This is a genomic window from Burkholderia sp. NLJ2, assembly GCF_049487195.1.
GTDB lineage: Bacteria > Pseudomonadota > Gammaproteobacteria > Burkholderiales > Burkholderiaceae > Burkholderia > Burkholderia pyrrocinia.
The window spans coordinates 1,617,960-1,643,820 of record NZ_CP137808.1; the positions used below are offsets into that span (position 1 = coordinate 1,617,960).

Below are 25,861 nucleotides of genomic sequence, written 5' to 3' on the forward strand. Positions count from 1 at the left end.
CGCGTGCCCGGTGCAGTCGGCCCCTGCTGGATCGAGCGGCTATTATAGGGGCTGAAGCCGTCGCGCAGCGCGGCGGCGGCGCGCCGTGAGGCGCGCGGCATCAAGAAGGAGAAGCCGTTTGCCGAAGTTGAGCGTCGATCTCGACACCCTCAAGCGCCTCGCGCAGTTCGCTGCCCGGCGCAGCGCCGAGGATCGCATCCCGCAAGTGGCGGGCAGTCTGACTTTCACGACGATGCTGGCGCTCGTGCCGCTCGTGACGGTCGCGTTCGCGCTGTTCACCGCGTTCCCGATGTTCGCGTCGTTCCAGATCTCGCTGCAGGGGTTCCTCGCGGATCACCTGATGCCCGCGCAGTTCAACACCCAGATCTTCAAGTACCTGAACCAGTTCGCGTCGAAGGCCAAGGGGCTGACGACGGCCGGCCTGATCGTGCTCGTCGTCACGTCGGTGATGACGATGATGACGATCGAATCGGCCTTCAACCTGATCTGGCGCGTGCGCAAGCCGCGGCCGTTCGCGCAGCGCGTGCTCGCGTACTGGGCGCTGATCACGCTTGGGCCCTTGCTGTTCGGCGTGAGCCTGTCGATCTCGTCGTACCTGTTCACGCAGTCGCTCGCGTTCACCGGCGCGGGGCCGTCCACGTCGATCGTCGAGTGGCTGCTCGCGCTCGCGTCGCTGCCGCTGACGGTGCTCGCGTTCACGCTGCTGTACGTGTACCTGCCGAACTGCACGGTCGCATGGCGCGACGCGGTGATCGGCGGACTCTTCGCGGCCGTCGCGTTCGAGTTCGCGAAACGCGGTTTCGGCTACTACGTGCGGCGCATTCCGACCTATACGGCCGTCTATGGCGCGTTCGCGGCGCTGCCGGTGTTCCTGCTGTGGGTGTACCTCAGCTGGTTCGTCGCGCTGCTCGGCGCGATGGTGGCGTCCGCGCTGCCGGCGATCCGCGTCGGTCAGTTCCATCGCATCCACTATCCGGGCAGCGACCTGCTCGATGCGCTCGAACTGCTCGCGCGGCTTGCCGAGGCACGCGCGGCCGGCAAGCCCGGGTACGCGGCGGTGCGGCTTGCGACCATGCTGCGGTGCGACATGGAAACCGCGCAGCGGTTGCTGACGACGATGGAGGAGCGGGAATGGATTGCGCGGCTGGACGCCGGCGGCGATGCCGCGCCGCGCTACGTCCTGCTCGCGAACCCGGAGCAACTGACGCTCGCGCAACTGTTCGACGTGCTGGTGATCGACCGCACGGAACTGACCTATCAGTTGCAGCGGCGGCGCAGCCATGTCGATGGCGCGGCGCTGCTCGAGGTGCTGTCGAACGAGCGGTTCGACGTGTCGCTCGCGTCGCTGATCGCCGCGCACCGGCTTGCGGGCGCACAGCCGACGGGTATCCCGGGGCAGGCGCCGGAAGGCGTGCCCGACCCGCACGCGCGGCCGCCGCGGCCCGCGTGAATGCGGCGCCCGGCCACCCTGTGACTACAGCGGAATCTTGCCGGTGCAGATGTCCTTGAACATCACCCAGTCGCCCATCAGGCTGTAGATCGGGTGCCGGAACGTGGCCGGGCGATTCTTCTCGAAGAAGAAGTGTCCGACCCATGCGAACCCGTAGCCGCAGACGACAGCCGCCGGCAGCCACAGCCAGTGGCCGGTCGCGATCGCCATCGCGACGCAGCCGATCACGCCGAGCGAGCCGATGAAGTGCAGCCGCCGCGACGTCAGGTTCTGGTGTTCGTTCAGGTAATACGGGTAGAAATCAGCGAAGCTGGCGAATTGCTCCGAATGCGTATGCGCCATGGCCATCTCCTCGGGCCGCTGTTCATGGGGCCATTGTGCGGCCGGCGGCCGGTGTCCGCAAGCGGGGGCGGCCCGCCGCGCCGGCCCGCGCTTTCCTTTTGACAGGCTTTCCGATAGGATCGAAAGAGGTTTTGCATTCAAGCATGAGGGGACTACGATGCGCGTCAGCGATATTCTGAAAGTGAAGGGCAACACGTTGTTTACGGTGACGCCCGATAAACCGCTGCGCGAAGCGGTCGATACGATGGCCGAGCACGACATCGGTTCGCTGGTCGTGATGGAGTACGGCGATCTCGTCGGGATGCTGACGTTCCGCGAGATCATCTTGCGTTTGCACGTCAACGGCGGCGCGCTCGGCGACGTGCAGGTGCGCAAGGTGATGGACGAGCCGCTCACGTGCACGCCCGAAACGGACGTCAACGAAGTGCGCCGGATGATGCTCGAGCGCCACGCGCGCTACATGCCCGTGCTCGACAAGAAGGTGCTGATGGGCGTCATTTCGTTCTACGATGTCGCGAAGACGGTCGTCGAGGCGCAGAGCTTCGAGAACCGGATGCTGAAGGCGTACATCCGCGACTGGCCGGAATCGGAAGCCGAAGCGCACAAGCCGTGAACCACGCCGCGCCTTGCGTCATGATGCGCAGGCGCCGCCATCCGGCACGCGGCGGCGCAGGTTTGTCCTGCGCCGCCGTTTTTTCAACGACAACACGACAAGGCCCGCGCAGCTTCGCCAAGACGACGCGCGCGTATTCCGCATGAGCGACCAAACGCAAGCCACTTCGGGGCAGCGCGACGAACGGCGCGCCCACGCGTCGCAGTTCGACCTGCTGCGCGAGCGCCGTTTCGCACCGTTCTTCACGACTCAGTTCCTCGGCGCGCTGAACGACAACGTCTTCAAGATCGGCTTCACGTCGCTCGTCACCTATCACACCGCGCGGTTCTCCGGCGTCGACGCGAAGACTGCCGCATTCCTGATTTCCGCGATCTTCATCCTGCCGTTCGTGCTGTTCTCGGCGACGTCCGGCCAGATCGCCGACAAGTACGACAAGGCGACCCTCACGCGCTTCGTGAAGACCTTCGAGATCGTGCTGATGCTGGTCGGCGCGGCCGGCTTCGTCACGCACAGCGCGACCCTGCTGTATCTGTGCACGTTCATGATGGGGATGCACTCGACGCTGTTCGGGCCCGTCAAGTATTCGTACCTGCCGCAGCATCTCGGCGAGCACGAACTGGTCGGCGGCAATGGCCTCGTCGAGATGGGCACGTTCATCGCGATCCTGATCGGCACCATCATCGGCGGCGCGGCCGCGGGCATCGAAGGCAGCGGCGAGCGCGTGCTCGCGGTGAGCGTCGTCGTCATCGCGATCGCGGGGCGGCTCGTCTCGCAGCGCGTGCCGTCCACGCCGGCGCCGCAGCCCGATCTCGTGATCAACTGGAATCCGTTCAGCGAGACCTGGCGCAACCTCGGGCTCGCGCGGCAGAACCGCACCGTGTTCCTGAGCCTGCTCGGCATCTCGTGGCTGTGGTTCGTCGGCGCGACGTTCCTCACGTCGTTCTTCAATTTTGCGAAGGACGTGCTGTCCGCGAGCCCCGACGTCGTCACGATCCTGCTCGCGACGTTCTCGGTCGGCATCGGCCTCGGCTCGCTGCTGTGCGAACGCCTGTCGCAGCGGCGCGTCGAGATCGGCCTCGTGCCGCTCGGCTCGATCGGCATCAGCGTGTTCGCGATCGAGCTGTATTTCGCGAGCCACGCGCTGCCGGCGCCCGGCCATCTGCTGTCGGTCGGCGAATTCCTGGCCGGCGCGCGCCACTGGCGCATCCTCGCCGACCTGTTCCTGCTCGCGATGTTCGGCGGCTTCTACAGCGTGCCGCTGTACGCGCTGATCCAGAGCCGCAGCGCGCCGACGCACCGCGCGCGGATTATCGCCGCGAACAACATCCTGAACGCGCTGTTCATGATCCTGTCGGCCGTGATGGCGATGGGGCTGACCAAGGCCGGCGTCGACATCCCGGGCCTGTTCCTCGTCACCGCGCTGCTGAACGTGATCGTCGCGACGTATATCTACCTGCTGGTGCCCGAGTTCCTGCTGCGCTTCGTCGCGTGGGTGCTCGTGCATACCTTCTACCGGATTCGCCTCGTGCACGCGGAGCGGATCCCGGCGGAAGGGGCGGCCGTGCTCGTCTGCAACCATGTCAGCTATGTCGATGCGCTTGTGCTGGCCGCCGCGAGCCCGCGCCCGATCCGTTTCGTGATGGATCACCGGATCTTCAAGACGCGCTTCGCGAGCTGGGTGTTCCGGCATGCAAAGGCGATCCCGATCGCGCCGCGCCACGAGGATCCCGAGATGCTCACGCGCGCGTACGACGCGTGCGAGGCCGCGCTGAAGGATGGCGAACTCGTGTGCATCTTCCCGGAGGGCAAGCTGACGAAGACGGGCGACATCAATACGTTCCATCACGGCATCACCGAGATCCTGAGCCGCACGCCGGCGCCGGTGATTCCGATGGCGCTGCGCGGGCTTTGGGGCAGCTATTTCTCACGGCATTCCGATGCGCGGATGCCGCGGCCCATCAAGCGCGGCGTGATGAGCCGGCTGACGCTGGCGGTCGGCGAGCCGATCCCGGCGTCGGTTGCAACGCCCGAGTCGCTGCAGGCCGCGGTGACCGAACTGCGCGGCGCGCGGAAGTAGGCAGGCGCCTGCGGGCACGGCGCGGGCAGGCATTCGGCTGCAAGCCGGCCTGAACGGGCTTCCGGCCGCCCCATCCGGGCCGCGTACGCGCGCACCGTGCGCCTGGCCGGCGTTTCATGCGGCCCGCCGGCCCGGGACGGCTGGCATAATAGCGGTTTACCTCTTTTCTCGACCGGCAAACGATCGACCTGCCTGCGGCCCGGGCAGCGCATCGGTTTGCCCATTTCTCTTTGGGCGGTTCCATCATGTCCGGCAATACCCTCGGCACGCTTTTCACTGTCACGACCTTCGGCGAATCGCACGGTCCCGCGATCGGCTGCGTGATCGACGGCTGCCCGCCGGGGATGGGGCTGACCGAAGCCGACATCCAGGTCGAGCTCGATCGCCGCAAGCCCGGCACGTCGCGGCACGTGACGCAACGGCAGGAGGCTGACGAGGTCGAGATCCTGTCGGGCGTGTTCGAAGGCGTGACGACCGGCACGCCGATCGCGCTGCTGATCCGCAATACCGACCAGCGCAGCAAGGACTACGGCAACATCGTCGAGACGTTCCGTCCCGGCCATGCCGATTACACCTACTGGCAGAAGTACGGCATCCGCGACTACCGCGGCGGCGGCCGCTCGTCCGCGCGCCTGACCGCGCCGATCGTCGGCGCGGGTGCGGTCGCGAAGAAGTGGCTGCGCGAGCGCTTCGGCGTCGAGGTGCGCGGCTACATGAGCGGCCTCGGCGAGATCGACGTGCCGTTCGTCGACTGGTCGCATGTGCGCGAGAACCCGTTCTTCTCGCCGAACGCGGCGGTCGTTCCGGAGCTCGAGGCCTACATGGATGCGCTGCGCAAGGACGGCGATTCGATCGGCGCGCGCATCGACGTCGTCGCGTCGGGGGTGCCGGTCGGCTGGGGCGAACCCGTGTTCGACCGCCTCGATGCGGATATCGCGAAGGCAATGATGAGCATCAACGCGGTGAAGGGCGTCGAGATCGGCGCGGGCTTCGACAGCGTCGCACAACGCGGCTCGGTGCACGGCGACGAGCTGACGCCGGGCGGTTTCGTTGGCAACCATGCGGGCGGCGTGCTCGGCGGGATTTCGACGGGGCAGGACATCACCGTGTCGATCGCGATCAAGCCGACGTCGAGCATCCGCACGCCGCGTCGCTCGATCACGAAGGCCGGCGAGGAGGCCACGGTGGAAACCTTCGGCCGCCACGATCCGTGCGTCGGCATTCGTGCCACGCCGATCGCCGAGTCGATGCTCGCACTGGTGTTGATCGATCATGCGCTGCGCCATCGCGCGCAGTGCGGCGACGTCGAGACGCCGACGCCGAAGATCGCGGGCAGTGCGACCTGACGCAAGCGGGCGGGGCGCCGGGCGCCTCGTCTCGACCGTCGAGCGATGAATGCAAACGGGGCGCTGCTTGATGCAGCGCCCCGTTTCGTTTGCAGCAGATTGCAGCGTGGCCGGGCAAAAAACGCGCCGCTCGTGGCGGCGCGTTCCGGCAGGTTACATGTTCGGGTAATTCGGCCCGCCGCCGCCTTCCGGCGTGACCCACACGATGTTCTGCGTCGGGTCCTTGATGTCGCAGGTCTTGCAGTGCACGCAGTTCTGCGCGTTGATCACCAGCCGATCGCTGCCGTCGTCGTTCTTCATGAACTCGTACACCGCCGCCGGGCAGAAGCGCGCCTCCGGCCCCGCGTACGTGCGCAGGTTCACGTTCACCGGCACGCTCGCATCCTTCAGCGTCAGGTGCGCCGGCTGGTTCTCCTCGTGGTTCGTGTTCGAGATGAACACCGACGACAGCCGGTCGAACGTCAGCTTGTCGTCCGGCTTCGGATACTCGATCGGCTCGCACTGCGACGCCGGCTTCAGCATCTCGTGGTCCGCGTGCTGGTGATGCAGCGTCCACGGCACGTTGCCGCCCATCACCTTCTGCTCGAGCCCGACCATCAGCGTGCCCAGGTACAGCCCCTTGGCCATCCACTGCTTGAAGTTGCGCGCGCGGTACAGCTCCGTGTACAGCCACGACTGCTTGAAGGCGTCCGGGTACGCATTGAGCTCGTCGCTCTGACGGCCGGCCTGCAGCGCGTCGAACGCGGCGTCGGCCGCCAGCATGCCGGTCTTGATCGCCGCGTGGCTGCCCTTGATCCGCGATGCGTTCAGGAAGCCCGCGTCGTCGCCGATCAGCGCGCCGCCCGGGAACACCGTCTTCGGCAGCGACAGCAGCCCGCCCGCGGTGATCGCGCGCGCGCCGTACGACACGCGCTTGCCGCCTTCCAGGAACGCGCGGATCGACGGATGCGTCTTGTAGCGCTGGAATTCCTCGAACGGCGACAGGTACGGGTTCGTGTAGCCGAGGCCCACCACGAAGCCGACCACGACCTGGTTGTTGTCCATGTGATACAGGAACGAGCCGCCGTAGGTATCCGACTTCAGCGGCCAGCCGGCCGTGTGAATCACGAGGCCCGGCTTGTGCTTGGCCGGATCGATTTCCCACAGTTCCTTGATGCCGATCCCGTACGCCTGCGGATCGGCGTTCGCGTCGAGCTTGAACTTCGAGATCAACTGGCGGCCGAGGTGGCCGCGGCAGCCTTCGGCGAACAGCGTGTACTTCGCGTGCAGCTCCATGCCGAGCTGGAAGTTCTCGGTCGGCTCGCCGTCCTTGCCCACGCCCATGTTGCCGGTCGCGACGCCCTTCACGGAGCCGTCGTCGTTATAGAGAATCTCGGCAGCCGGGAAGCCCGGGAAGATCTCGACGCCCAGCGCTTCCGCCTGCTGGCCCAGCCAGCGCGTGACGTTGCCCAGCGAGATCACGTAGTTGCCGTGGTTCTTGAAGTTCTCGGGCAACGCCCAGTTCGGCGTCGTCACCGCGCTCTTCTCGGACAGGAACAGGAAGCGGTCTTCCGTCACCTCGACGCTGAGCGGCGCGCCCTGCTCCTTCCAGTCGGGGAACAGTTCGGTGATCGCGCGCGGGTCCATCACCGCGCCCGACAGGATGTGCGCGCCGATCTCGGAACCCTTCTCGAGCACGCACACGCCGATCTCGGTGCCTTTCTCGGCGGCCAACTGCTTGAGCCGGATCGCCGCCGACAGCCCGGCGGGGCCGCCGCCGACGATCACGACGTCGTATTCCATCGATTCGCGCGGGCCGTATTGCTCGATGAGGCTTGCGGGGGTCATTGGCGTTCCTCTAACCGTTAGAATGCTTTTATTCGGGAGCGTATTGTCTGCGAAACGAAACGCTTGCCGCAACAGCAGGTGGCTAGATTAGCACGATCGTTCTATTTTTATGCTAGGGTTATGCCGCACGGGCTGCGCTGTCCGGGGCGGCGAAACGATATCGAAAGGGGTGTGCAATGGGTCGGTCGATCAATCTGGAAGGCAAGGTTGCGCTGGTCACGGGCGCGTCGAGCGGTCTCGGGCAACGCTTTGCGCAGGTACTGTCGCAGGCCGGTGCGAAGGTCGTGCTGGCGAGCCGCCGCGTCGAGCGCCTGAAGGAGCTGCGCGCGGAGATCGAGGCGGAGGGGGGCGCCGCGCACGTGGTGTCGCTCGACGTCACGGACGTTCAGAGCATCAAGGCGGCGGTCGCGCACGCGGAGACGGAAGCCGGCACGATCGACATCCTCGTGAACAATTCGGGCGTTTCGACGATGCAGAAGCTCGTCGACGTGACGCCGGCCGATTTCGAATTCGTGTTCGATACCAATACGCGCGGCGCGTTTTTCGTTGCGCAGGAAGTCGCGAAGCGGATGATCATGCGCGCGAACGGCAGCGGTAACGGCAAGCCGCCGTGCCGGATCATCAACATCGCGTCGGTGGCCGGCCTGCGCGTGTTCCCGCAGATCGGGCTGTACGCGATGAGCAAGTCCGCGGTCGTGCAGATGACGCGCGCGATGGCGCTCGAATGGGGGCGCCACGGGATCAACGTCAACGCGATCTGTCCGGGCTATATCGATACCGAAATCAATCATTACCTGTGGGAAACCGAGCAGGGCCAGAAGCTGCAGTCGATGCTGCCGCGCCGGCGCGTCGGCAAGCCGCAGGATCTCGACGGGCTGTTGTTGCTGCTCGCGGCCGACGAGTCGCAGTTCATCAATGGCTCGATTATCTCCGCCGACGACGGCTTCGGCCTCGCCTGAGCGGACGACATACAGCAACAAAGAAGATTGCAATGAGCGTAACAAGCGATTACTCACCCGTTTTTGAGATGTCGATGCCGATCCGCTGGGGCGACATGGACGCGTTCGGCCACGTGAACAACACGGTCTATTTCCGCTACATGGAGCAGGCGCGGATCTCGTGGTTCGAGGAACTCGGCATCGCCGGCGGCAACGGCGAGGGGCAGGGGCCCGTCATCGTCACGGCGTCGATGGAGTTCCTCAAGCAACTGCACTATCCGGGCGACGTGATTGCCAAGATGTCGGCCGCGAAACCCGGCCGAAGCAGCTTCGATACCGGTTTCGAACTCACGCGTGCAGACGATCCGCAGCACGTCTATGCGCGCGGCAACGCGCGCTGCGTATGGGTCGACTATGCGCTCGGCAAGTCGGTGCCGCTGCCGCAACTGTTGCGCGACACGATCGAGCGCGCGCTCGCGACGAAAATCGGCTGAGCGCCGATACGGCGAGGCCGGCGCCGGCGCGCCGGTGAGTCGCGATGCCCGTTGTTGTTACCCGAATCGGCCGCCATGCGCGGCCGATTGTCATCCGGGCGCTGCCGTTTGTTGCCCGTTCACTGCCCGAGCAGGCGCTGCAGCAGCTCCGGCGTGTTGTTCGTCCCGTACTTGCGCATCAGCCGTGCGCGGTAGATGTCGACCGTGCGCGAGCTGATGTCGAGCACGCGCCCGATCTGCTTGCTGGTCTTGCCGGTCGCGAGTTGTGCGGCGATCTCGCGCTCGCGCGGAGTCAGCTCGACGGCGACGCGGCGCGTCGCGCTCAAATCCTCGAAGGTCCAGACGCCGGCGGCGAGCGGCGCGGTGCGGTCGAGCGCGCGGCCCGTCACGTGGCACCAGAACAGCTCGCCGTCGGCCCGTTTCATGATTCTGTCATCCGAGTAGATGCCGTTCGCGGCCATCACGCGCGAGATGCGCTCGCCGATTCGCTGGAATTCGTCCGTCGACGGGTAGAGCACCTCGTACGATTTCCCGATCAGGTCGGCCCGCGCGCAGCGGAAGATCGACGCGAGCGCGTCGTTGCAGTCCTCGATTACGCGGTCGCGCGACATCACGAGGCCGAGCGGCGCGAGGTGGAAGGCAGTCTGGTAATCGAGAGCGGGCATGGCGCAGGCAACCGGAGGCAAACGCTTATGTATTTTTGCGTATTGTGCCGCATCCGCGCCGCATCGTACCCTTTCGGGCATCTCGCGGCTTTGCCGCGGCATAAAAACAGCGCGCCTCGACGCACGCATCGCCGCGCATGCATAGAATGATGCGGCGGGCTTGCGGCCCACATGGGCGCGTGAACCGGTTTCGCTGGTTTCCATAAAGGAAGGGACAACAGATGAACAAAGTCTATCCAAGCGCGGCTGCCGCGCTGGAAGGGATCGTCCGCGACGGACAGACCTTCGCGGTGGGCGGCTTCGGCCTGTGCGGGATTCCGGAGGCGCTGATCGCGGCGTTGCGCGATTCGGCCGTCAAGGGCATCACGTGCATCAGCAACAACGCAGGCGTCGACGGTTTCGGTCTCGGCCTGTTGCTGGAAACGCGCCAGATCAAGAAGATGATCTCGTCGTACGTCGGCGAGAACAAGGAGTTCGAGCGCCAGTACCTGGCCGGGGAACTCGAGCTCGAATTCACGCCGCAAGGCACGCTGGCCGAAAAGCTGCGCGCGGGCGGCGCGGGCATCCCCGCGTTCTTCACGAATACCGGCTACGGCACCGTGATCGCGGAAGGCAAGGAAACGCGCCAGTTCGGCGATCGCCACTACGTGCTCGAGCCGTCGCTGACGGCCGACGTCGCGCTCGTGAAGGCGTGGAAGGCCGACAAGTCCGGGAACCTGATCTATCGCCGCACCGCGCGCAACTTCAACCCGATGTGCGCGATGGCCGGCAAGATCACCGTGGTGGAGGTCGAGGAGATCGTCGAGAACGGCACACTCGATCCGGACCAGGTCCATACGCCGGGGATTTTCGTGCAGCGCATCGTGCTGAACGCGACGCCGGAAAAACGCATCGAACAACGCGTCGTACGCGCGAAAGGAGACTGACATGGCCTGGAATCGTGACCAGATGGCCGCGCGCGCGGCGAAGGAACTGCAGGACGGCTTCTACGTGAACCTCGGCATCGGCCTGCCGACGCTCGTCGCGAACCACGTGCCGGAAGGCGTCGAGGTGTGGCTGCAATCGGAGAACGGCCTGCTGGGCATCGGTCCGTCGCCGACCGAAGACGAGGTCGACGCCGATCTCATCAACGCCGGCAAGCAGACCGTCACGACGCTGCCGGGCTCGTCGATCTTCTCGTCGGCCGACTCGTTCGCGATGATTCGCGGCGGTCACATCAACCTCGCGATCCTCGGTGCGATGCAGGTCAGCAAGCAGGGCGACCTCGCGAACTGGATGATCCCCGGCAAGATGATCAAGGGCATGGGCGGTGCGATGGACCTCGTCGCCGGCGTGAAGCGCGTCGTCGTGCTGATGGAGCACGTCGCGAAGGGCGACCAGCACAAGATCCTCGGCGAGTGCAACCTGCCGTTGACGGGTGTCGGTGTGGTCGACCTGATCATCACCGATCTCGGCGTGATCGAAGTGACGCCGGCCGGCCTGAAGGTCCTCGAGCTCGCCGACGGCGTGAGCGCCGACGAGATCCAGGCGAAGACGGGCGCGCCGCTCGACGTCAGCGCGGTCGCATAAGTTCGCCGCGCATCGGCGCGGTTTCGACGCCCCGCATGCCGCACGACGGCATGCGGGGCGTTTGTCGTTGAAGGCGATCGTGCCGCCTGTTCGGTGCCCGGTGAGCCGACCCGCACGACGGAAGCGGTTTACAATCGTTTGCATCGGGCGTCGCAAGCGTTGCCCCGCGCGTCGCCCCCGTTCGACAGGATGCCAACGATGCCAACGACCCCAGCGAATCCGGCGGTTCCTCGCCAGCGGCGCGTGCAGTGTGCGAGCGCTGCCGGCCTGCACCACATCGCCTATACCGAGTGGGGCGATCCCGCCAACCCGCGCGTGCTGGTCTGCGTGCATGGCCTGACCCGTTCCGGGCGCGATTTCGACCGGCTCGCTGCCGCGCTGTCCGATACGTATCACGTCGTTTGCCCCGATGTCGTCGGGCGCGGCCGGTCGGACTGGCTTGCCGATCCGCGGCTCTATGCGATTCCGCAATACGTGGCCGATATGGTGACGCTGATCGCACGGCTCGACGTCGAATCGGTCGACTGGTTCGGCACGTCGATGGGCGGCCTGATCGGCATGGCGCTTGCGGGGCTGCCCGGTTCGCCGCTGCGCCGGATGATCGTCAACGACGTCGGCCCGCGCATCGAGCCCGATTCGCTGACGCGCATCGGCGAATATCTCGGCGTGCAGCCGCGCTTCGCGACCGAGCAGGAAGGGATCGACTATCTGACGTCGCTGTCGCTGCCGTTCGGCGCGCTGACCGCCGACGAGTGGCGCGAGATCAACGGGCCGCTGCTGCGCGAGCTGCCCGAAGGTAGCTGGACGATGCGCTACGATCCGCGCATCGCGGAGCCGTTCAAGGCGACGACGCCCGAACTGGCCGCGCGCGGCGAGGCCGCGCTGTGGCGCGCCATCGAGACGACGGACGCGTCGATGCTCGTCGTGCGCGGCGAGACGTCCGACCTGCTGTCGCGCGAGACGGTGGCCGACATGATGCGCCGCGGCCGGCATGTGACGCAGGCCGAGATTCCGGGTGCGGGCCACGCGCCGGCGTTCATCGGCGCCGACCAGATTGCGCTCGCACGGCGGTTTTTCGTCGAAGGCGACGCATAAACGCGTCATAATGTGCGGTTCGGCGGCACGCGGGCCGTGTCGCCGTCCGATTCTTCACCCACTCACGACCGGAACATTCCATGGCAGTCATTCGTCACCACGTCGGGGCCCGTCTCTCCGAAACCGCGATCCACAACGGTACCGTGTATCTGGCAGGCCAGATCGCCGAAGACACCACCCAGGACATCAAGGGCCAGACGCGCGAAGTGCTCGGCCACATCGACCGCCTGCTCGCCGAAGCGAACAGCGACAAGGCGCATCTGCTGTCGGTGCAGATCTACATCTCGGATCTGGCGAACTTCGACGGCATGAATGCGGAGTGGGACGCGTGGGTCGCGCAGGGCAACACGCCGCCGCGCGCCACCGTCGAGGCGAAGCTCGCGGATCCGGCGCTGCTCGTCGAGATCGTGGTCGTCGCCGCGCAGCGGAGCTGAGCGGGGCAAAGCATTAACCGACGATGACCGCATTCCGTCAGACCGTGCAATGACCGAGTCCGTTTCCACTTCCCCCGTCGCGGCACCGTCGTTCGACGACGTGCTTGCGTTCGTGCGCGAGCGGGCCGGCGACGCGCGCCTGTCGTCCGGCGAACTGCTTGCCGATCATTCGGCGGGCACGGCGTCGATCATGCGTACGCTGAACGTCGATCCGTCTGCGATGCAGGCCGCCGCGCTGTTCGTACTGACGCCGCACCTGAGCAATCCCGAGCGCGAGCTCACCGAGCGTTTCGGCGACGAAGTGGCGCGGCTCGTATCCGACGTGCGCAAGCTGTTGCGGCTCGGCACCGTCAGCCTGCGTGCCGCACAGAATGCGGTGCCCGACGCGGGGCGCGACGCGGCGGAAGAGCGGCGCACGCAGATCGAGGCGCTGCGCAAGATGCTCCTCGCGTTCGCGCAGGACATCCGCGTGGTGCTGATCCGGCTCGCGTCGCGGTTGCAGTCGCTGCGCTACTACGCGGCCGCGAAGATCGACCCGCCGCCCGACGTCGCGCGCGAGACGCTCGAGATCTATGCGCCGCTCGCGAACCGTCTCGGGATCTGGCAACTGAAGTGGGAGCTCGAGGATCTCGCGTTCCGCTTCGAGGATCCCGTCACCTACAAGCGGATCGCGAAGCTGCTCGACGAGAAGCGCATCGAACGCGAGGCGTACGTCACGCAGGCGATCGCGCGGCTGCAGCACGAGCTGGCGGACGCGAACATCCAGGCCGACGTGAGCGGCCGGCCGAAGCATATCTACAGCATCTGGCGCAAGATGCGCGGCAAGGAGCTCGATTTCTCCGAGCTGTACGACGTCCGCGCGTTTCGGGTGATCGTGCCCGACATCAAGGATTGCTACACGGTGCTCGGCATCGTGCATCACCTGTGGCAGCCGGTGCCGAAGGAGTTCGACGACTACATCTCGCGACCGAAGCCGAACGGCTACAAGTCGCTGCATACGGTCGTGATCGGTGACGACGGCCGGGCGTTCGAAGTGCAGATCCGCACGCAGGAGATGCATCGCTTCGCCGAGTACGGCGTTGCCGCGCACTGGCGCTACAAGGAGGCCGGCGCGCGCGGTTATGGCGGCCAGTTCTCGGCGAGCGACAAGTACGACGAGAAGATCGCGTGGCTGCGCCAGTTGCTCGCGTGGAAGGACGACGTCGAGGACGGCCCCGGGGTATCGGGCGACCAGGCGTGGGCGCAATTGCGCGAGACGTCGCTCGACGACGACCACATCTACGTGCTGACGCCGCAGGCGCGCGTGATCGCGTTGCCGCAGGGCGCGACGCCGGTCGATTTCGCGTACCACCTGCACAGCGAGCTCGGTCATCGTTGCCGCGGCGCGCGCGTCGACGGCGCGATGGTGCCGCTGAACACGCCGCTCGCGAACGGCCAGACGGTCGAGATCGTCGCGGTGAAGGAGGGCGGGCCATCGCGCGACTGGCTGAACCTGCAGCTCGGTTACCTGAAGAGCTCACGCGCACGTCAGAAGGTGCGGGCGTGGTTCAACTCGATCGAGCAGGAGGAAAACGTCGCGCACGGCCGGGCGCTTGTCGAAAAGACGCTGCAGCGCGAAGGCAAGACGTCGGTCAACCTGGACAACCTGGCCGCGAAGCTCGGCTTCAAGTCGCCCGAGGAGTTGTTCTCGGTCGTCGGCAAGGAAGAATTCAGCCTGCGCAATGTCGAGCACGCGCTGTCCGATGCGCCGCCGCCTGAGCCGACGCCCGAGGCGCCTGCCGATTTCGAGAAGCGCAGCAGCGGCGCGAGCGTCGCGCACGGCGCGTCGACCGGCGTGCTGGTGGTGGGCGTCGACGCGCTGCTGACGCAGCTCGCGCGTTGCTGCCGGCCGGCGCCGCCCGATCCGATCAGCGGCTTCGTCACACGCGGCAAGGGGATGTCGATCCACCGCAGCGACTGCCCGACGTTTCGCCGGATGGTCGAGCGCGCACCGGAGCGCGTGCTGCAGACGACCTGGTCGGCCGACGTGCTGGGCGGGCGCGGCGCGTCCGTTTATCCGGTCGACCTGATGATCGAGGCGAGCGACCGGCAAGGGTTGCTGCGCGACATCTCCGAAGTGTTCGCACGCGAAAAGATCAACGTCGTGGGCGTGAAGACGCAGAGCCGCCGCAATGCGGCATTCATGCAATTCACGGTCGAGGTGTCGAACTCGGCGCAAGTCCAGCGTGCCTGCACGCTGCTCGGCGAGGTGCAGGGCGTCGTGCGGGCCGGACGCAAGGCGTGATGGGGTTGGAACACCGTTATTTTGCTGCGACCGCATAAAAACGCTTGCCAAACCGATAGCGGCTCCATATAATTTCAGCTTCTCTAGGCTCGTAGCTCAGCTGGTTAGAGCACCACCTTGACATGGTGGGGGTCGTTGGTTCGAGTCCAATCGAGCCTACCAACGAATTGAGAATGCCCGGTCTCCGGGTGTTCGATGCAGTAAATAGCTCAACGCAAACAAGGCGAATACGGTTATGACACCGCGAACGTTGACCGAAACCACTTCGGAGCGACGCTAGTCGAGGAACGTTTTCGCCCTTTCAGTTTGAGTGAAGTATCGAATGCGGCCCCTCGAAAGCGGGGCCGCATTTTTTTTGTCGCGAAAATTCCGCGCGTGACTTTTACATCGCGTGCCTGGTCTGCCGCCCACTGTCGGCATCACGGAGATTGCTATGGTTTCGATACGCTTGCCTGACGGCTCAGTTCGACAATACGAGCATCCGGTGACAGTTGCCGAGGTTGCAGCCTCGATCGGTCCCGGCCTTGCGAAGGCTGCGCTTGGTGGCAAGCTCGACGGCGAGCTCGTCGATACGTCCACGGTGATCGACCGCGACGCGTCGCTCGCCATTGTCACGGACAAGGATGCCGACGGCCTCGACATCATCCGCCACTCGACCGCGCACTTGCTCGCGTACGCAGTGAAGGAACTGTATCCGGATGCGCAGGTGACGATCGGCCCCGTGATCGACAACGGCTTCTATTACGACTTCTCGTATAACCGTCCGTTTACGCCGGAAGATCTGGAAAAGATCGAAAAGCGCATGCAGGAACTCGTGAAGAAGGACGAGCCCGTTACGCGCCGCGTCGTGTCGCGCGACGAGGCTGCAGGTTATTTCCGCAGCCTCGGCGAGAAGTACAAGGCCGAGATCATCGAATCGATTCCGCAGAGCGACGACATCAAGCTGTATTCGCACGGTGGCTTCACCGACCTGTGCCGTGGCCCGCACGTGCCGTCGACCGGCAAGCTGAAGGTGTTCAAGCTGATGAAGGTCGCAGGCGCGTACTGGCGCGGCGATTCGAAGAACGAGCAGCTGCAGCGCATCTACGGCACGGCCTGGACGAAGAAGGAAGACCAGGACCAGTACCTGCACATGCTCGAGGAAGCGGAAAAGCGCGACCACCGCAAGCTCGGCAAGCAACTCGACTTGTTCCACATGCAGGAAGAGTCGCCGGGCATGGTGTTCTGGCATCCGAAGGGCTGGGCGCTGTGGCAGCAGGTCGAGCAGTACATGCGCCGCCGCGTGAACGAAGCCGGCTACCTCGAGATCAAGACGCCGATGATCATGGACCGCTCGCTGTGGGAAGCGTCCGGCCACTGGCAGAACTACCGCGAGAACATGTTCACGACGGAGTCGGAGAAGCGCGATTACGCGATCAAGCCGATGAACTGCCCGGGGCACGTCCAGGTGTTCAAGCACGGCCTGCGTTCGTACCGCGACTTGCCGCTGCGTTACGCGGAATTCGGCTCGTGCCACCGCAACGAGGCGTCGGGTGCGCTGCACGGCCTGATGCGCGTGCGCGGCTTCGTGCAGGACGATGCGCACATCTTCTGTACGGAAGACCAGATCATTGCCGAGTCGATCGCGTTCAACAAGCTCGCGATGAGCGTGTACGGCGATTTCGGCTTCGACCACATCGACATCAAGCTGTCGCTGCGTCCGGAGCAGCGCATGGGTTCCGACGAAACGTGGGACCGTGCCGAGCAGGGCCTGCGTGAAGCGCTGACGGCGTGCGGCCTCCAGTGGGAAGAGCTGCCGGGCGAGGGTGCGTTCTACGGTCCGAAGATCGAATACCACATCAAGGACGCGCTCGGCCGTTCGTGGCAGTGCGGCACGCTGCAGCTCGACATGATGCTGCCGGAGCGCCTCGGCGCCGAGTACGTGGCGGAAGACAACAGCCGTCGCCGGCCCGTGATGCTGCACCGTGCGATCGTCGGTTCGATGGAGCGATTCCTCGGCATTTTGATCGAGCACCATGCTGGGGCAATGCCGGTCTGGCTCGCGCCGATGCAGGCTGTTGTGCTCAATATCGCCGAAAGTCAGGTCGAATATGCGCAATCTCTGGCCCAATCGTTGCAAAAACAAGGGGTTAGAGTGACGGCCGATTTGCGCAACGAGAAGATTAGCTATAAAATACGCGAGCACACGCTGGAAAAGGTGCCTTATCTCCTCGTCGTGGGCGATAAGGAGCGTGATGCGCAAACGGTAGCCGTGCGTGCCCGTGGCGGCGTCGATCTTGGCGTGATGCCGGTCGATGCCTTCGTTGAGCGTCTGCAGGAAGACCTGCGCTCGTTCAAGTAACCGCCCTGGCAGCGCGGCTCGTTTTTTTAATTTTTAGAGGAAACGTAACATCGCTACTGATAAGTCGTCGCATCGCATCAACGGTGAAATCACTGCGCCGGAAGTGCGTCTGGTCGGGATCGAGAACGAACCGCTCGGTATCGTAAAACTCGCTGATGCTTTCCGTAAATCGGAAGAACTGGATGTTGACCTGGTGGAAATCGCGCCGCAAGCGGTTCCCCCGGTTTGCCGTCTGATGGATTACGGCAAGTTCAAGTACCAGGAATCGAAGAAGCAGCACGAAGCGAAGCTGAAGCAGAAGGTCATCCAGGTCAAGGAAGTCAAGTTCCGCCCGGGTACCGATGACGGGGATTACAACGTCAAGCTCCGCAATCTCGTGCGCTTCCTCGAAGAGGGCGACAAGACGAAGATCACGTTGCGTTTCCGCGGCCGTGAAATGGCCCACCAGGAAATCGGTATGCGGATGCTTGAGCGTCTGCGCACGGATCTCGAGGAAGTCGGCCAGGTCGAGCAGATGCCGAAGATGGAAGGGCGCCAGATGATCATGGTGCTCTCGCCGAAGAAAAAGAAGTAACGGGCCCGCGCGCTTCGCGCGCAGGTTCGACAGTGGTTCGGCGCGTTGCCCGGTCAGGGCGGCGCGCCAGCAATGACGGCGGCTGCGCAAGCGGTTCGCCGTACACAAGTGGACTGGGTTTCGAAGGGCGGGTCAAGGGCGCAAGCCAACCGCACACCCATCGCCATCTAATAAACTGGAGTTGTTCGTCATGCCTAAGATGAAGACCAAGAAGAGCGCTGCAAAGCGCTTCGTGGTGCGTCCGGGCGGTACCGTCAAGCGCGGTCAAGCCTTCAAGCGCCACATCCTGACCAAGAAAACCACGAAGAACAAGCGTCATCTGCGCGGCGCCACGGCAGTTCATGATTCCGATCTGAACTCCGTCCGCGCGATGCTCCCGTTCGCGTAACCCCTCAATCGATACTCAAAGGAGAGAAACATGCCTCGAGTCAAACGTGGGGTAACCGCACGGGCCCGCCACAAGAAGATCATCAACCTGGCCAAGGGTTATCGCGGCCGCCGCAATAACGTCTACCGCATCGCCAAGCAGGCGGTGATGCGCGCTGGTCAGTACGCGTACCGCGATCGCCGCAACAAGAAGCGTGTGTTCCGCGCACTGTGGATCACGCGTATCAACGCGGCAGTTCGCCAGCACGACATGACCTACAGCGTGTTCATCAACGGCCTGAAGAAGGCGTCGATCGAACTCGACCGTAAGGTACTGGCCGACATGGCGGTGTTCGACAAGGCTGCTTTTGCTGCGATCGTCAAGCAGGTGAAAGCCGCCGTTGCAGCCTAATTGCGAAATTAGCACTGCGTGGTTAGTTGCAGCGATGATCCGGTAGTCTCGGCCGCTGCAGCGAAAACGGGGCTCTTCCGAGCCCCTTTTTTGTTTGGATGGGCGATTTCGCTCACCAAGACCGAATGACGTTGGAAATGATGGGATCTATGGATCTGGACCAGATTGTCGCCGACGCGCAGCAGTCCTTCGAACAGGCTGCCGACATCACCACGCTCGAAAACGAGAAAGCACGATTTCTCGGCAAGTCGGGTGCGCTGACCGAGTTGCTGAAAGGCCTCGGCAAGCTCGATCCCGAAGCACGCAAGACCGAAGGCGCACGCATCAACGTCGTGAAGCAGCAGGTCGAAGCCGCGCTGACCGCACGTCGCCAGGCGCTGGCCGATGCGCTGTTGAACCAGCGTCTCGCCACCGAGGCGATCGACGTGACGTTGCCGGGCCGCGGCGCCGGTGCAGGCAGCCTGCACCCCGTAATGCGCACGTGGGAGCGCGTCGAACAGATTTTCGGCTCGATCGGTTTCGACGTGGCCGACGGTCCCGAAATCGAGACCGACTGGTACAACTTCACGTCGCTGAACAGCCCGGAGAACCATCCGGCGCGTTCGATGCAGGACACCTTCTATGTCGAAGGCAAGGACGCCGACGGCCGCCAGTTGCTGCTGCGCACGCACACGAGCCCGATGCAGGTGCGCTACGCGCGCATGAACCGTCCGCCGATCAAGGTGATCGCGCCGGGCCGCACGTATCGCGTCGACAGCGATGCGACCCACTCGCCGATGTTCAATCAGGTCGAGGGGCTGTGGATCGACGAAAACATCAGCTTCGCCGACCTCAAGGGCGTCTATACCGACTTCCTGAAAAAATTCTTCGAGCGCGACGACATCCTCGTGCGCTTCCGTCCGTCGTATTTCCCGTTTACGGAACCGTCGGCCGAAATCGACATGATGTTCGAGCAAGGCAAGAACGCCGGCAAGTGGCTCGAGATCTCCGGCTCGGGGCAGGTACATCCGACCGTGATTCGCAACATGGGCCTCGATCCCGAGCGCTACATCGGCTTCGCGTTCGGCAGCGGCCTCGAGCGCCTGACGATGCTGCGCTACGGCGTCCAGGATCTCCGGCTGTTCTTCGAGAACGACCTGCGTTTCCTGCGCCAGTTCGCATAACGCCGCTCGCCGCGCCGACCTGTGCCCGCGCACGCCCCGACGGACGATCCGATGGGGCCCGGGCGTCGATCTAACCTGTTTCGAACGTAGACATCCATGCAATTCCCTGAATCCTGGTTGAGAACCTTTGTCGACCCGCAGCTCACGACCGACGAACTGTCGCATGCGCTGACGATGGCGGGGCTCGAAGTCGAATCGCTGAGCAAGGCTGCGCCGCCGACGTCGAAGATCGTCGTCGGCCGCGTGCTCGAAGTCGTCAAGCATCCGGATGCGGACAAGCTCAATGTCTGCCAGGTCGACGCCGGCACTGGCGCGACGCTGAATATCGTCTGCGGTGCGCCGAACGTGGCGCCCGGCATCAAGGTGCCGGTCGCGCTGGTCGGCGCAGAACTGCCGCCGGCAGAAGAGGGCGGCAAGCCGTTCGCGATCAAGCTGTCGAAGCTGCGCGGCGTGGAGAGCCAGGGGATGCTGTGCTCGGCGCGCGAGCTGAAGCTGTCCGAGGACCACAGCGGCCTGCTGATCCTGCCGGAAGACACGCCGGTCGGTCAGGACATCCGCGAGACGCTCAATCTCGACGACACGATCTTCGAAATCAAGCTGACGCCGAACAAGGCCGACTGCCTGTCCGTGTTCGGTATCGCGCGCGAAACGGCCGCGATCACCGGCGCGCCGCTGACGCCGGTCGACATCCGTCCGGCGCGCGTCGAGCTCGACGAAACGCTGCCGGTGCGCATTGCGGCTCCGGATCTGTGCGGCCGTTTCTCGGGTCGCGTGATCCGTGGCGTGAACGCGCACGCGAAGACGCCGCAGTGGATGGTCGAGCGCCTCGAGCGTTCGGGCCAGCGCAGCGTGTCCGCGCTCGTCGACATCTCGAACTACGTGATGTTCGAGCTCGGCCGCCCGTCGCACGTGTTCGATCTCGACAAGATCCACGGCGGCATCGAGGTGCGCTGGGGCAAGCGCGGCGAATCGCTGAAGCTGCTCAATGGCAACACGGTCGAACTGGACGAAACGGTCGGCGTGATTTCGGATGACCGCCAGGTCGAAAGCCTGGCCGGCATCATGGGTGGCGACAGCACCGCCGTCACGCTCGACACGACCAACATCTACCTGGAAGCCGCGTTCTGGTGGCCGGACAGCATTCGCGGCCGTGCGCGCAAGTACAACTTCTCGACCGATGCGGCCCATCGCTTCGAGCGCGGTGTCGATTACGCGACGACCGTCGAGCACGTCGAACGCATCGCGCAACTGATTCTCGAGATCTGCGGCGGCAAGGCCGGCCCGGTCGACGATCAGTCCGTGAACCTGCCGCAGCGCGCGCCGGTGAAGATGCGCGTGTCGCGCGCGAACCGCATCATCGGCGTGAAGATCGGCGCCGACGAAATCGCCAGCATCTTCACGCGCCTCGGCCTGTCGTTCGAGCGTGAAGACGACGCGTTCCTCGTCACGCCGCCGTCGCACCGCTTCGACATCGAGATCGAGGAAGACCTGATCGAGGAAGTGGCGCGTATCTACGGCTTCGAGAAGATCCCCGCGCGTCCGCCGGTCGCGACGAGCGAAATGCGTGCGACCAACGAGACGCGGCGCTCGATCCACGACATCCGTCACGCGCTTGCCGCGCGCGACTATGCGGAAACCGTCAACTTCAGCTTCGTCGATGCGGAGTGGGAGCACGATTTCGCGGGCAACGACAACCCGATCCGGCTGCTGAACCCGATCGCGAGCCAGCTTTCGGTGATGCGCACGACGCTGTTCGGCAGCCTGATCGCCGTGCTGCGCCACAACCTGAACCGCCGCGCCGATCGCGTGCGCGTGTTCGAGTCGGGCCGCGTGTTCCTCGCCGATCCGTCGGTGAAGGCCGGCGAGCTGGCTGTCGAGGGTCATGCGCAGCCGAAGCGTGTCGGCGCGCTCGCGTACGGTCCGGTACTCGACGAGCAGTGGGGCGCAGCGACTCGCGCGGTCGATTTCTTCGACGTGAAGGGCGATCTCGAGGCACTGTTCGCGCCCGCGGCCGCACGTTTCGTGAAGGCAGAGCATCCGGCCCTCCATCCGGGCCGCAGCGCGCGGATCGAGGTCGATGGCCGCGCGGTCGGCTGGATCGGCGAGCTGCACCCGCGCCTGATGCAGAAGTACGAGCTGCCGCACGCGCCGGTGATGTTCGAGATCGATGCGGATGCGCTGATTGCGCGTGCGCTGCCCGCGCCGACCGACGTGTCGAAATTCCCGCCGGTACGTCGCGATATCGCCGTTGTCGTCGATCAGGCGGTCGAGGTTCAGGCACTTTTCGACGAAATGAAGAAGGCGCTTGCAGAAGAGGCCTGCCGATTCGTTCAGAAGGTTGTACTCTTCGACGAATTTCGTGCAAAATCAAATACTTCCGGTGGTCTTGCCGCGCACGAGAAGAGCCTTGCCTTCCGCGTGACGCTGCAGGACGCGGCTGGCACGCTACAGGACGAGGTCGTCGATCAGGCGATCCAGACGCTGGTCGAGCGGATGGCTCGCGCCGGTGCGCGCCTGCGCGGCTAAGGAGAGGGTCCGCCCGCTCGCGGGCGGCTTTTTCCGATCGTAAGTTTTGATTCAACGCGCTGTATGGCAGATATGAACGACATGACCTCGAGTGAATTCGAAGCCCTCCTGACGGCGCAACGCAGCGCCATGAACCGCGACGCTTCTGCGCCGGTGTCCACCGAGACGCCCACGCTGACGAAAGCGGAACTGGCGGAGCTGCTGTTCGACAGCGTCGGGCTGAACAAGCGTGAAGCGAAGGACATGGTCGAGGCGTTTTTCGAAGTGATCCGCGACGCGCTCGAAAACGGCGAAAGCGTCAAGCTGTCGGGATTCGGCAATTTCCAGTTGCGCGACAAGCCGCAGCGTCCGGGCCGCAACCCGAAGACGGGCGAGGCGATTCCGATCGCGGCCCGCCGGGTAGTAACCTTCCACGCGAGCCAGAAGCTGAAGGCGCTGGTCGAAAACGGCACGGAGTAACGTCCCGCGCGCTGACGTCCCCGCGCGGCCGCCGCGCACCCTTACCGACGGTTAACCGACGATGACCACCACGGTTGAGAAAGTCGTTTTGCCTCCGATTCCCGCGAAGCGCTACTTCACGATCGGTGAAGTCAGCGAACTGTGCGGGGTCAAGCCGCATGTGCTGCGTTACTGGGAACAGGAATTCACTCAGCTTCGGCCGGTGAAGCGGCGCGGCAATCGTCGGTATTACCAGCATCACGAAGTGCTGCTGATCCGGCGGATTCGCGAGCTGCTGTACGAGCAGGGGTTCACGATCAACGGCGCGCGCAACCGGCTCGATTCGCCGGGCGGCGAGCGGGCCGCGGCAGAGCCGGTCGAACCCGAGGTGCAGGCCGCCGACGCGCGTGTGCCGGGCAAGCCGGGCGCAACCGTCGACGTCTTCGCGTTGCGGCAGGCGCTGCTCGACGTGATCGACGGACTGAAGCACGACTGAGCGCACAGCGCGAAGGATGAAATGACAAGCCCGGTTGGCGAAGTGCCACCGGGCTTTTTTCATGCATGATGCGCACACGGATCAGCGCGACGCGAGCGGATTCTTCTGTCCCATGTCGACGACCAGCGTGCCGTCCGGCAGCATTCGCACCGAGCCCTGCGCGACCTGGTTGCGGTAGCCGTACAGGTCGAAGCGCATCGGGCCGGCCTCGGCCGAATTCCGGATCAGCGCGCGCACGTTCAGTTCGAGCACGTTGAACATCTTCATGTCGCCGCCTTCCATCCACATGTAGCTCGGCGCATCGATCTGCGGCCGCTTCGGCGCGGGCGCGCCCGCCGCACGCCGGAACGTGAGGCGCAGCCCGTCGCGCTCGACCGTTGCCTGCCCGAGCTTGCCGTTCAGCACCGGCGGCGGGAATACGGTGTACTGGTCGAGCACGAGCGTGTCGCCGCGCAGTTCCGCGCCGCGCCGCTGCAGCGGCGTCAACGAGGCGAGCTCGATGCCGAGCGAGCGCAGCAGCTTCGCCTGCGGAATGCCGAGCACCGACACCTGGGACGGCTTGAACGCGAGGTGCCGGTCGTCCAGCACCGTCAGCGAGCCCTTCATGTCGGTCGGCAGCCAGACGCCCGGCACATGATTCCACAGCTTGATGCCGCCCTGGACGCGCAGGTCCTGGCCATCCGCGCTGAGCTGCAGGTCGTTCAGCGAGCGCGGCGAGTAGTCGAGCAAATAGTTGTTGAAGAGCGCGGACATCGCCTTCCACGACTCGACGACCGTGCCGCCGAGGATGCGGATGTCGTACTGGTTCGGATCGTCGAGATCGATGGGCTCGCCGGGACGCTTCGACACGAGCTCGACGTCGAGATCCTCGACATGGAAGCCGATATCGCCGGACAGGTTGAAGTCGACGTTGCGCAGATGGATCGTCGGGTTGCGGTTCGACACGTGCCGCTCGTTGAACGGCGTCGTCGACGTGCGCCGCATCGCGACCTTCTGCATGCCGGGTCGCGCCGTGTCCGCCGCGAGCGCGTAGGCTTCCCAGTGCTGGCGCACGTCGCGCAGCGCATTCTGCTGCGCGGCGAGGAAGCTGTCGTTCAGGCGCGCGGCCGCATTGCCGAGCAGCGCGCCGCTGGCCGGGCCCGTGTACGAAGGCATGCGGATTGCCATCGCACCGCTTTCGTCGAAATTGAAATAACCGGCCGACACCTGGTCGCGATAGTGATACAGGTCGAACACGAAATTCTGGTCGCGCTTCGTCGAATCGACCGGCCCGATCAGGATGTCCGCGTTCATCGGCATCGAGCGCATGAACTTCACGTCGCCGCCGCGGATGACCATCGCCTGCTGCGGCGCGTTCGCAGGCATCGCGAAGCCGGCATGCGTGCCGTCGTCGAGCGTGAGGTCGAGGCCGGCCGGCGTCACGCGCAGCGCGGTGATCGTGAGCTTCAGGCGCGGCGGCGGCATCAGCTTGTCGACCGACATCACGAGATCGTCGCCGGCGAGCTGCGCGATCGGCGTCTGGACCTTCAACAGGTCGGCCATCTTCACGTTGGCCGCGTGCATCACCGGCTGCGCGTTGATGCCCGACACGCGCACGCCGGTCGGGTGGAACACGAGCTGGCTGCCGCCGCGGCTCGTGAGCGTGCCGGTCAGCGAGAACGGCACCCAGCCGTCGCGCTGCATTTCGCCCTGCAGGTGGATCACGCCGTCGCCGGCCGACACGGCAAGCTTGCGCAGCGGCGCATTGCGATAGCCGAAGATGTAGGTGTTGAAGAGGGCGGTCAGCTTCGCGTTGTCGAGCGTGACCGTGCCTTCGTGCACGTCGATCTCGAAGCTCGTCGGATCGTCGAACACGATCGGCGCGCCGGCCTGCGTCGGCACGAGCGTGGCCGACAACTGATGGATGAAGAAGCCGAGGTTGTTGACGATGCGGAAGTCGACGTCGCGCAGGAACGTCATCGCGCCGTTCTGGCCCGAGTCGCGCAGCGTGAACGGGCGCGGTTGCGTGAGGCTGATCGATGCGAGCGACGGCACGGCGCGCGCGATCTGCTGCTCGCGGGCGAGGCGTTCGGCTTTGGTGCGCTCGATCTTCGTCGACGCGACCGACGCGTTGCCGTCGCGCTGCGCGGACGATTCCGCACAGCCGGTGCAGAGCAACGCGAGCGCCAGCGCGCCGCAGCCGAACACGCGGGATGTCTTGTGCGAGACCGGGGCGGCCGCGCGTCGCGGGCCGGAAATCCAGTCGGAAATTGCCAAAGGCGAGCGATGGCCGCGCCGGACCGCATTCCGCATCGTCTGTCTCCATGTCTTGTCGTGATCGACGGCGGCGCGCGCCACTGCACGGCGCGAGCGTCGATGCCGTGCAGTGTGTCATAGCGCGCTAGAGCGGCGTTACCAAACAACGGGCGTCC

At 65.1% G+C, this 25,861-nt stretch carries 23 protein-coding genes and 1 tRNA gene; 20 read left to right on the plus strand and 4 right to left on the minus strand.

Going from position 1 to position 25,861, the window contains the following annotated elements; translation table 11 throughout:
* The first annotated feature begins 118 nt into the window (after positions 1–118).
* The gene (locus R9B84_RS07420) at positions 119–1,450 is read left to right on the plus strand and encodes a YihY family inner membrane protein (RefSeq protein ID WP_423759800.1); all 1,332 of its coding nucleotides are present in this window, start codon (positions 119–121) and stop codon (positions 1,448–1,450) included.
* Between the two features lie 24 nt (positions 1,451–1,474).
* On the opposite strand, the gene R9B84_RS07425 is transcribed toward R9B84_RS07420, so the two are convergent.
* Positions 1,475–1,792: an Mpo1-like protein gene (locus R9B84_RS07425; RefSeq protein ID WP_047900495.1), complete on the minus strand. Its 318-nt coding sequence runs from the start codon at positions 1,790–1,792 to the stop codon at positions 1,475–1,477.
* 157 nt (positions 1,793–1,949) lie between these two features.
* On the opposite strand from R9B84_RS07425, the gene R9B84_RS07430 reads away from it, so the two are divergent.
* The 3 genes from R9B84_RS07430 to aroC all read left to right on the plus strand — a co-directional run bounded on the left by R9B84_RS07430 (position 1,950) and on the right by aroC (position 5,828).
* Entirely contained in the window at positions 1,950–2,405 is a 456-nt protein-coding gene (locus R9B84_RS07430; protein ID WP_423759801.1) for a CBS domain-containing protein, read from the plus strand.
* A gap of 142 nt (positions 2,406–2,547) precedes the next feature.
* The gene (locus R9B84_RS07435; RefSeq protein ID WP_423759802.1) at positions 2,548–4,482 is read left to right on the plus strand and encodes an MFS transporter; all 1,935 of its coding nucleotides are present in this window, start codon (positions 2,548–2,550) and stop codon (positions 4,480–4,482) included.
* 245 nt (positions 4,483–4,727) lie between these two features.
* On the plus strand, positions 4,728–5,828 hold the full coding sequence (aroC, locus tag R9B84_RS07440) for a chorismate synthase (protein ID WP_423759803.1): 1,101 nt from the start codon (positions 4,728–4,730) through the stop codon (positions 5,826–5,828).
* 153 nt (positions 5,829–5,981) lie between these two features.
* On the opposite strand, the gene R9B84_RS07445 is transcribed toward aroC, so the two are convergent.
* Entirely contained in the window at positions 5,982–7,655 is a 1,674-nt protein-coding gene (locus R9B84_RS07445) for an electron transfer flavoprotein-ubiquinone oxidoreductase (RefSeq protein WP_423759804.1), read from the minus strand.
* Positions 7,656–7,831: 176 nt separating this feature from the next.
* Here R9B84_RS07445 and R9B84_RS07450 point away from each other — a divergent pair, with 176 nt between their 5' ends.
* Both R9B84_RS07450 and R9B84_RS07455 read left to right on the plus strand, forming a co-directional pair.
* On the plus strand, positions 7,832–8,614 hold the full coding sequence (locus R9B84_RS07450) for an SDR family oxidoreductase (RefSeq protein WP_423759805.1): 783 nt from the start codon (positions 7,832–7,834) through the stop codon (positions 8,612–8,614).
* A gap of 32 nt (positions 8,615–8,646) precedes the next feature.
* Positions 8,647–9,087 (plus strand): acyl-CoA thioesterase, encoded by a 441-nt coding sequence (locus R9B84_RS07455; RefSeq protein ID WP_423759806.1) that lies wholly within the window; start codon positions 8,647–8,649, stop codon positions 9,085–9,087.
* Between the two features lie 119 nt (positions 9,088–9,206).
* Here the strand turns inward: R9B84_RS07455 and R9B84_RS07460 are convergent, their stop codons facing one another.
* Entirely contained in the window at positions 9,207–9,752 is a 546-nt protein-coding gene (locus tag R9B84_RS07460) for a LuxR C-terminal-related transcriptional regulator (protein ID WP_072444303.1), read from the minus strand.
* Positions 9,753–9,973: 221 nt separating this feature from the next.
* Here R9B84_RS07460 and R9B84_RS07465 point away from each other — a divergent pair, with 221 nt between their 5' ends.
* From R9B84_RS07465 to R9B84_RS07530, 14 genes are all read left to right on the plus strand, one after another.
* Positions 9,974–10,678 (plus strand): CoA transferase subunit A, encoded by a 705-nt coding sequence (locus R9B84_RS07465; protein ID WP_011545238.1) that lies wholly within the window; start codon positions 9,974–9,976, stop codon positions 10,676–10,678.
* A 1-nt stretch (position 10,679) separates the two neighbouring features.
* A complete protein-coding gene (locus tag R9B84_RS07470; RefSeq protein ID WP_423759807.1) occupies positions 10,680–11,321 on the plus strand; it encodes a CoA transferase subunit B in 642 nt (213 codons plus the stop codon).
* Positions 11,322–11,519: 198 nt separating this feature from the next.
* The gene (locus R9B84_RS07475; protein ID WP_423759808.1) at positions 11,520–12,416 is read left to right on the plus strand and encodes an alpha/beta fold hydrolase; all 897 of its coding nucleotides are present in this window, start codon (positions 11,520–11,522) and stop codon (positions 12,414–12,416) included.
* 80 nt (positions 12,417–12,496) lie between these two features.
* On the plus strand, positions 12,497–12,850 hold the full coding sequence (locus tag R9B84_RS07480) for a RidA family protein (RefSeq protein WP_021162422.1): 354 nt from the start codon (positions 12,497–12,499) through the stop codon (positions 12,848–12,850).
* Between the two features lie 49 nt (positions 12,851–12,899).
* Complete coding sequence (locus R9B84_RS07485; protein ID WP_423759809.1) at positions 12,900–15,134, plus strand: RelA/SpoT family protein; 2,235 nt, start codon at positions 12,900–12,902, stop codon at positions 15,132–15,134.
* 85 nt (positions 15,135–15,219) lie between these two features.
* Positions 15,220–15,296, plus strand: a tRNA-Val gene (locus R9B84_RS07490).
* Between the two features lie 271 nt (positions 15,297–15,567).
* Entirely contained in the window at positions 15,568–17,475 is a 1,908-nt protein-coding gene (gene thrS / locus R9B84_RS07495; RefSeq protein WP_423759810.1) for a threonine--tRNA ligase, read from the plus strand.
* Between the two features lie 49 nt (positions 17,476–17,524).
* Positions 17,525–18,049, plus strand: a complete 525-nt coding sequence (infC, locus tag R9B84_RS07500; protein WP_071734130.1) for a translation initiation factor IF-3 — start codon at positions 17,525–17,527, stop codon at positions 18,047–18,049.
* 190 nt (positions 18,050–18,239) lie between these two features.
* The gene (gene rpmI, locus R9B84_RS07505; protein ID WP_004191477.1) at positions 18,240–18,437 is read left to right on the plus strand and encodes a 50S ribosomal protein L35; all 198 of its coding nucleotides are present in this window, start codon (positions 18,240–18,242) and stop codon (positions 18,435–18,437) included.
* Positions 18,438–18,467: 30 nt separating this feature from the next.
* A complete protein-coding gene (rplT, locus tag R9B84_RS07510; protein ID WP_004192938.1) occupies positions 18,468–18,827 on the plus strand; it encodes a 50S ribosomal protein L20 in 360 nt (119 codons plus the stop codon).
* A gap of 149 nt (positions 18,828–18,976) precedes the next feature.
* The gene (gene pheS / locus R9B84_RS07515; protein WP_047900506.1) at positions 18,977–19,990 is read left to right on the plus strand and encodes a phenylalanine--tRNA ligase subunit alpha; all 1,014 of its coding nucleotides are present in this window, start codon (positions 18,977–18,979) and stop codon (positions 19,988–19,990) included.
* A gap of 96 nt (positions 19,991–20,086) precedes the next feature.
* Positions 20,087–22,516: a phenylalanine--tRNA ligase subunit beta gene (gene pheT / locus R9B84_RS07520; RefSeq protein ID WP_423759811.1), complete on the plus strand. Its 2,430-nt coding sequence runs from the start codon at positions 20,087–20,089 to the stop codon at positions 22,514–22,516.
* Positions 22,517–22,588: 72 nt separating this feature from the next.
* Positions 22,589–22,975, plus strand: a complete 387-nt coding sequence (locus R9B84_RS07525) for an integration host factor subunit alpha (RefSeq protein WP_423759812.1) — start codon at positions 22,589–22,591, stop codon at positions 22,973–22,975.
* 61 nt (positions 22,976–23,036) lie between these two features.
* On the plus strand, positions 23,037–23,450 hold the full coding sequence (locus R9B84_RS07530) for a MerR family transcriptional regulator (RefSeq protein ID WP_423759813.1): 414 nt from the start codon (positions 23,037–23,039) through the stop codon (positions 23,448–23,450).
* Between the two features lie 81 nt (positions 23,451–23,531).
* Here R9B84_RS07530 and R9B84_RS07535 read toward each other — a convergent pair whose 3' ends face one another.
* Complete coding sequence (locus tag R9B84_RS07535) at positions 23,532–25,742, minus strand: hypothetical protein (protein ID WP_423759814.1); 2,211 nt, start codon at positions 25,740–25,742, stop codon at positions 23,532–23,534.
* Between the last annotated feature and the right edge of the window lie 119 nt (positions 25,743–25,861).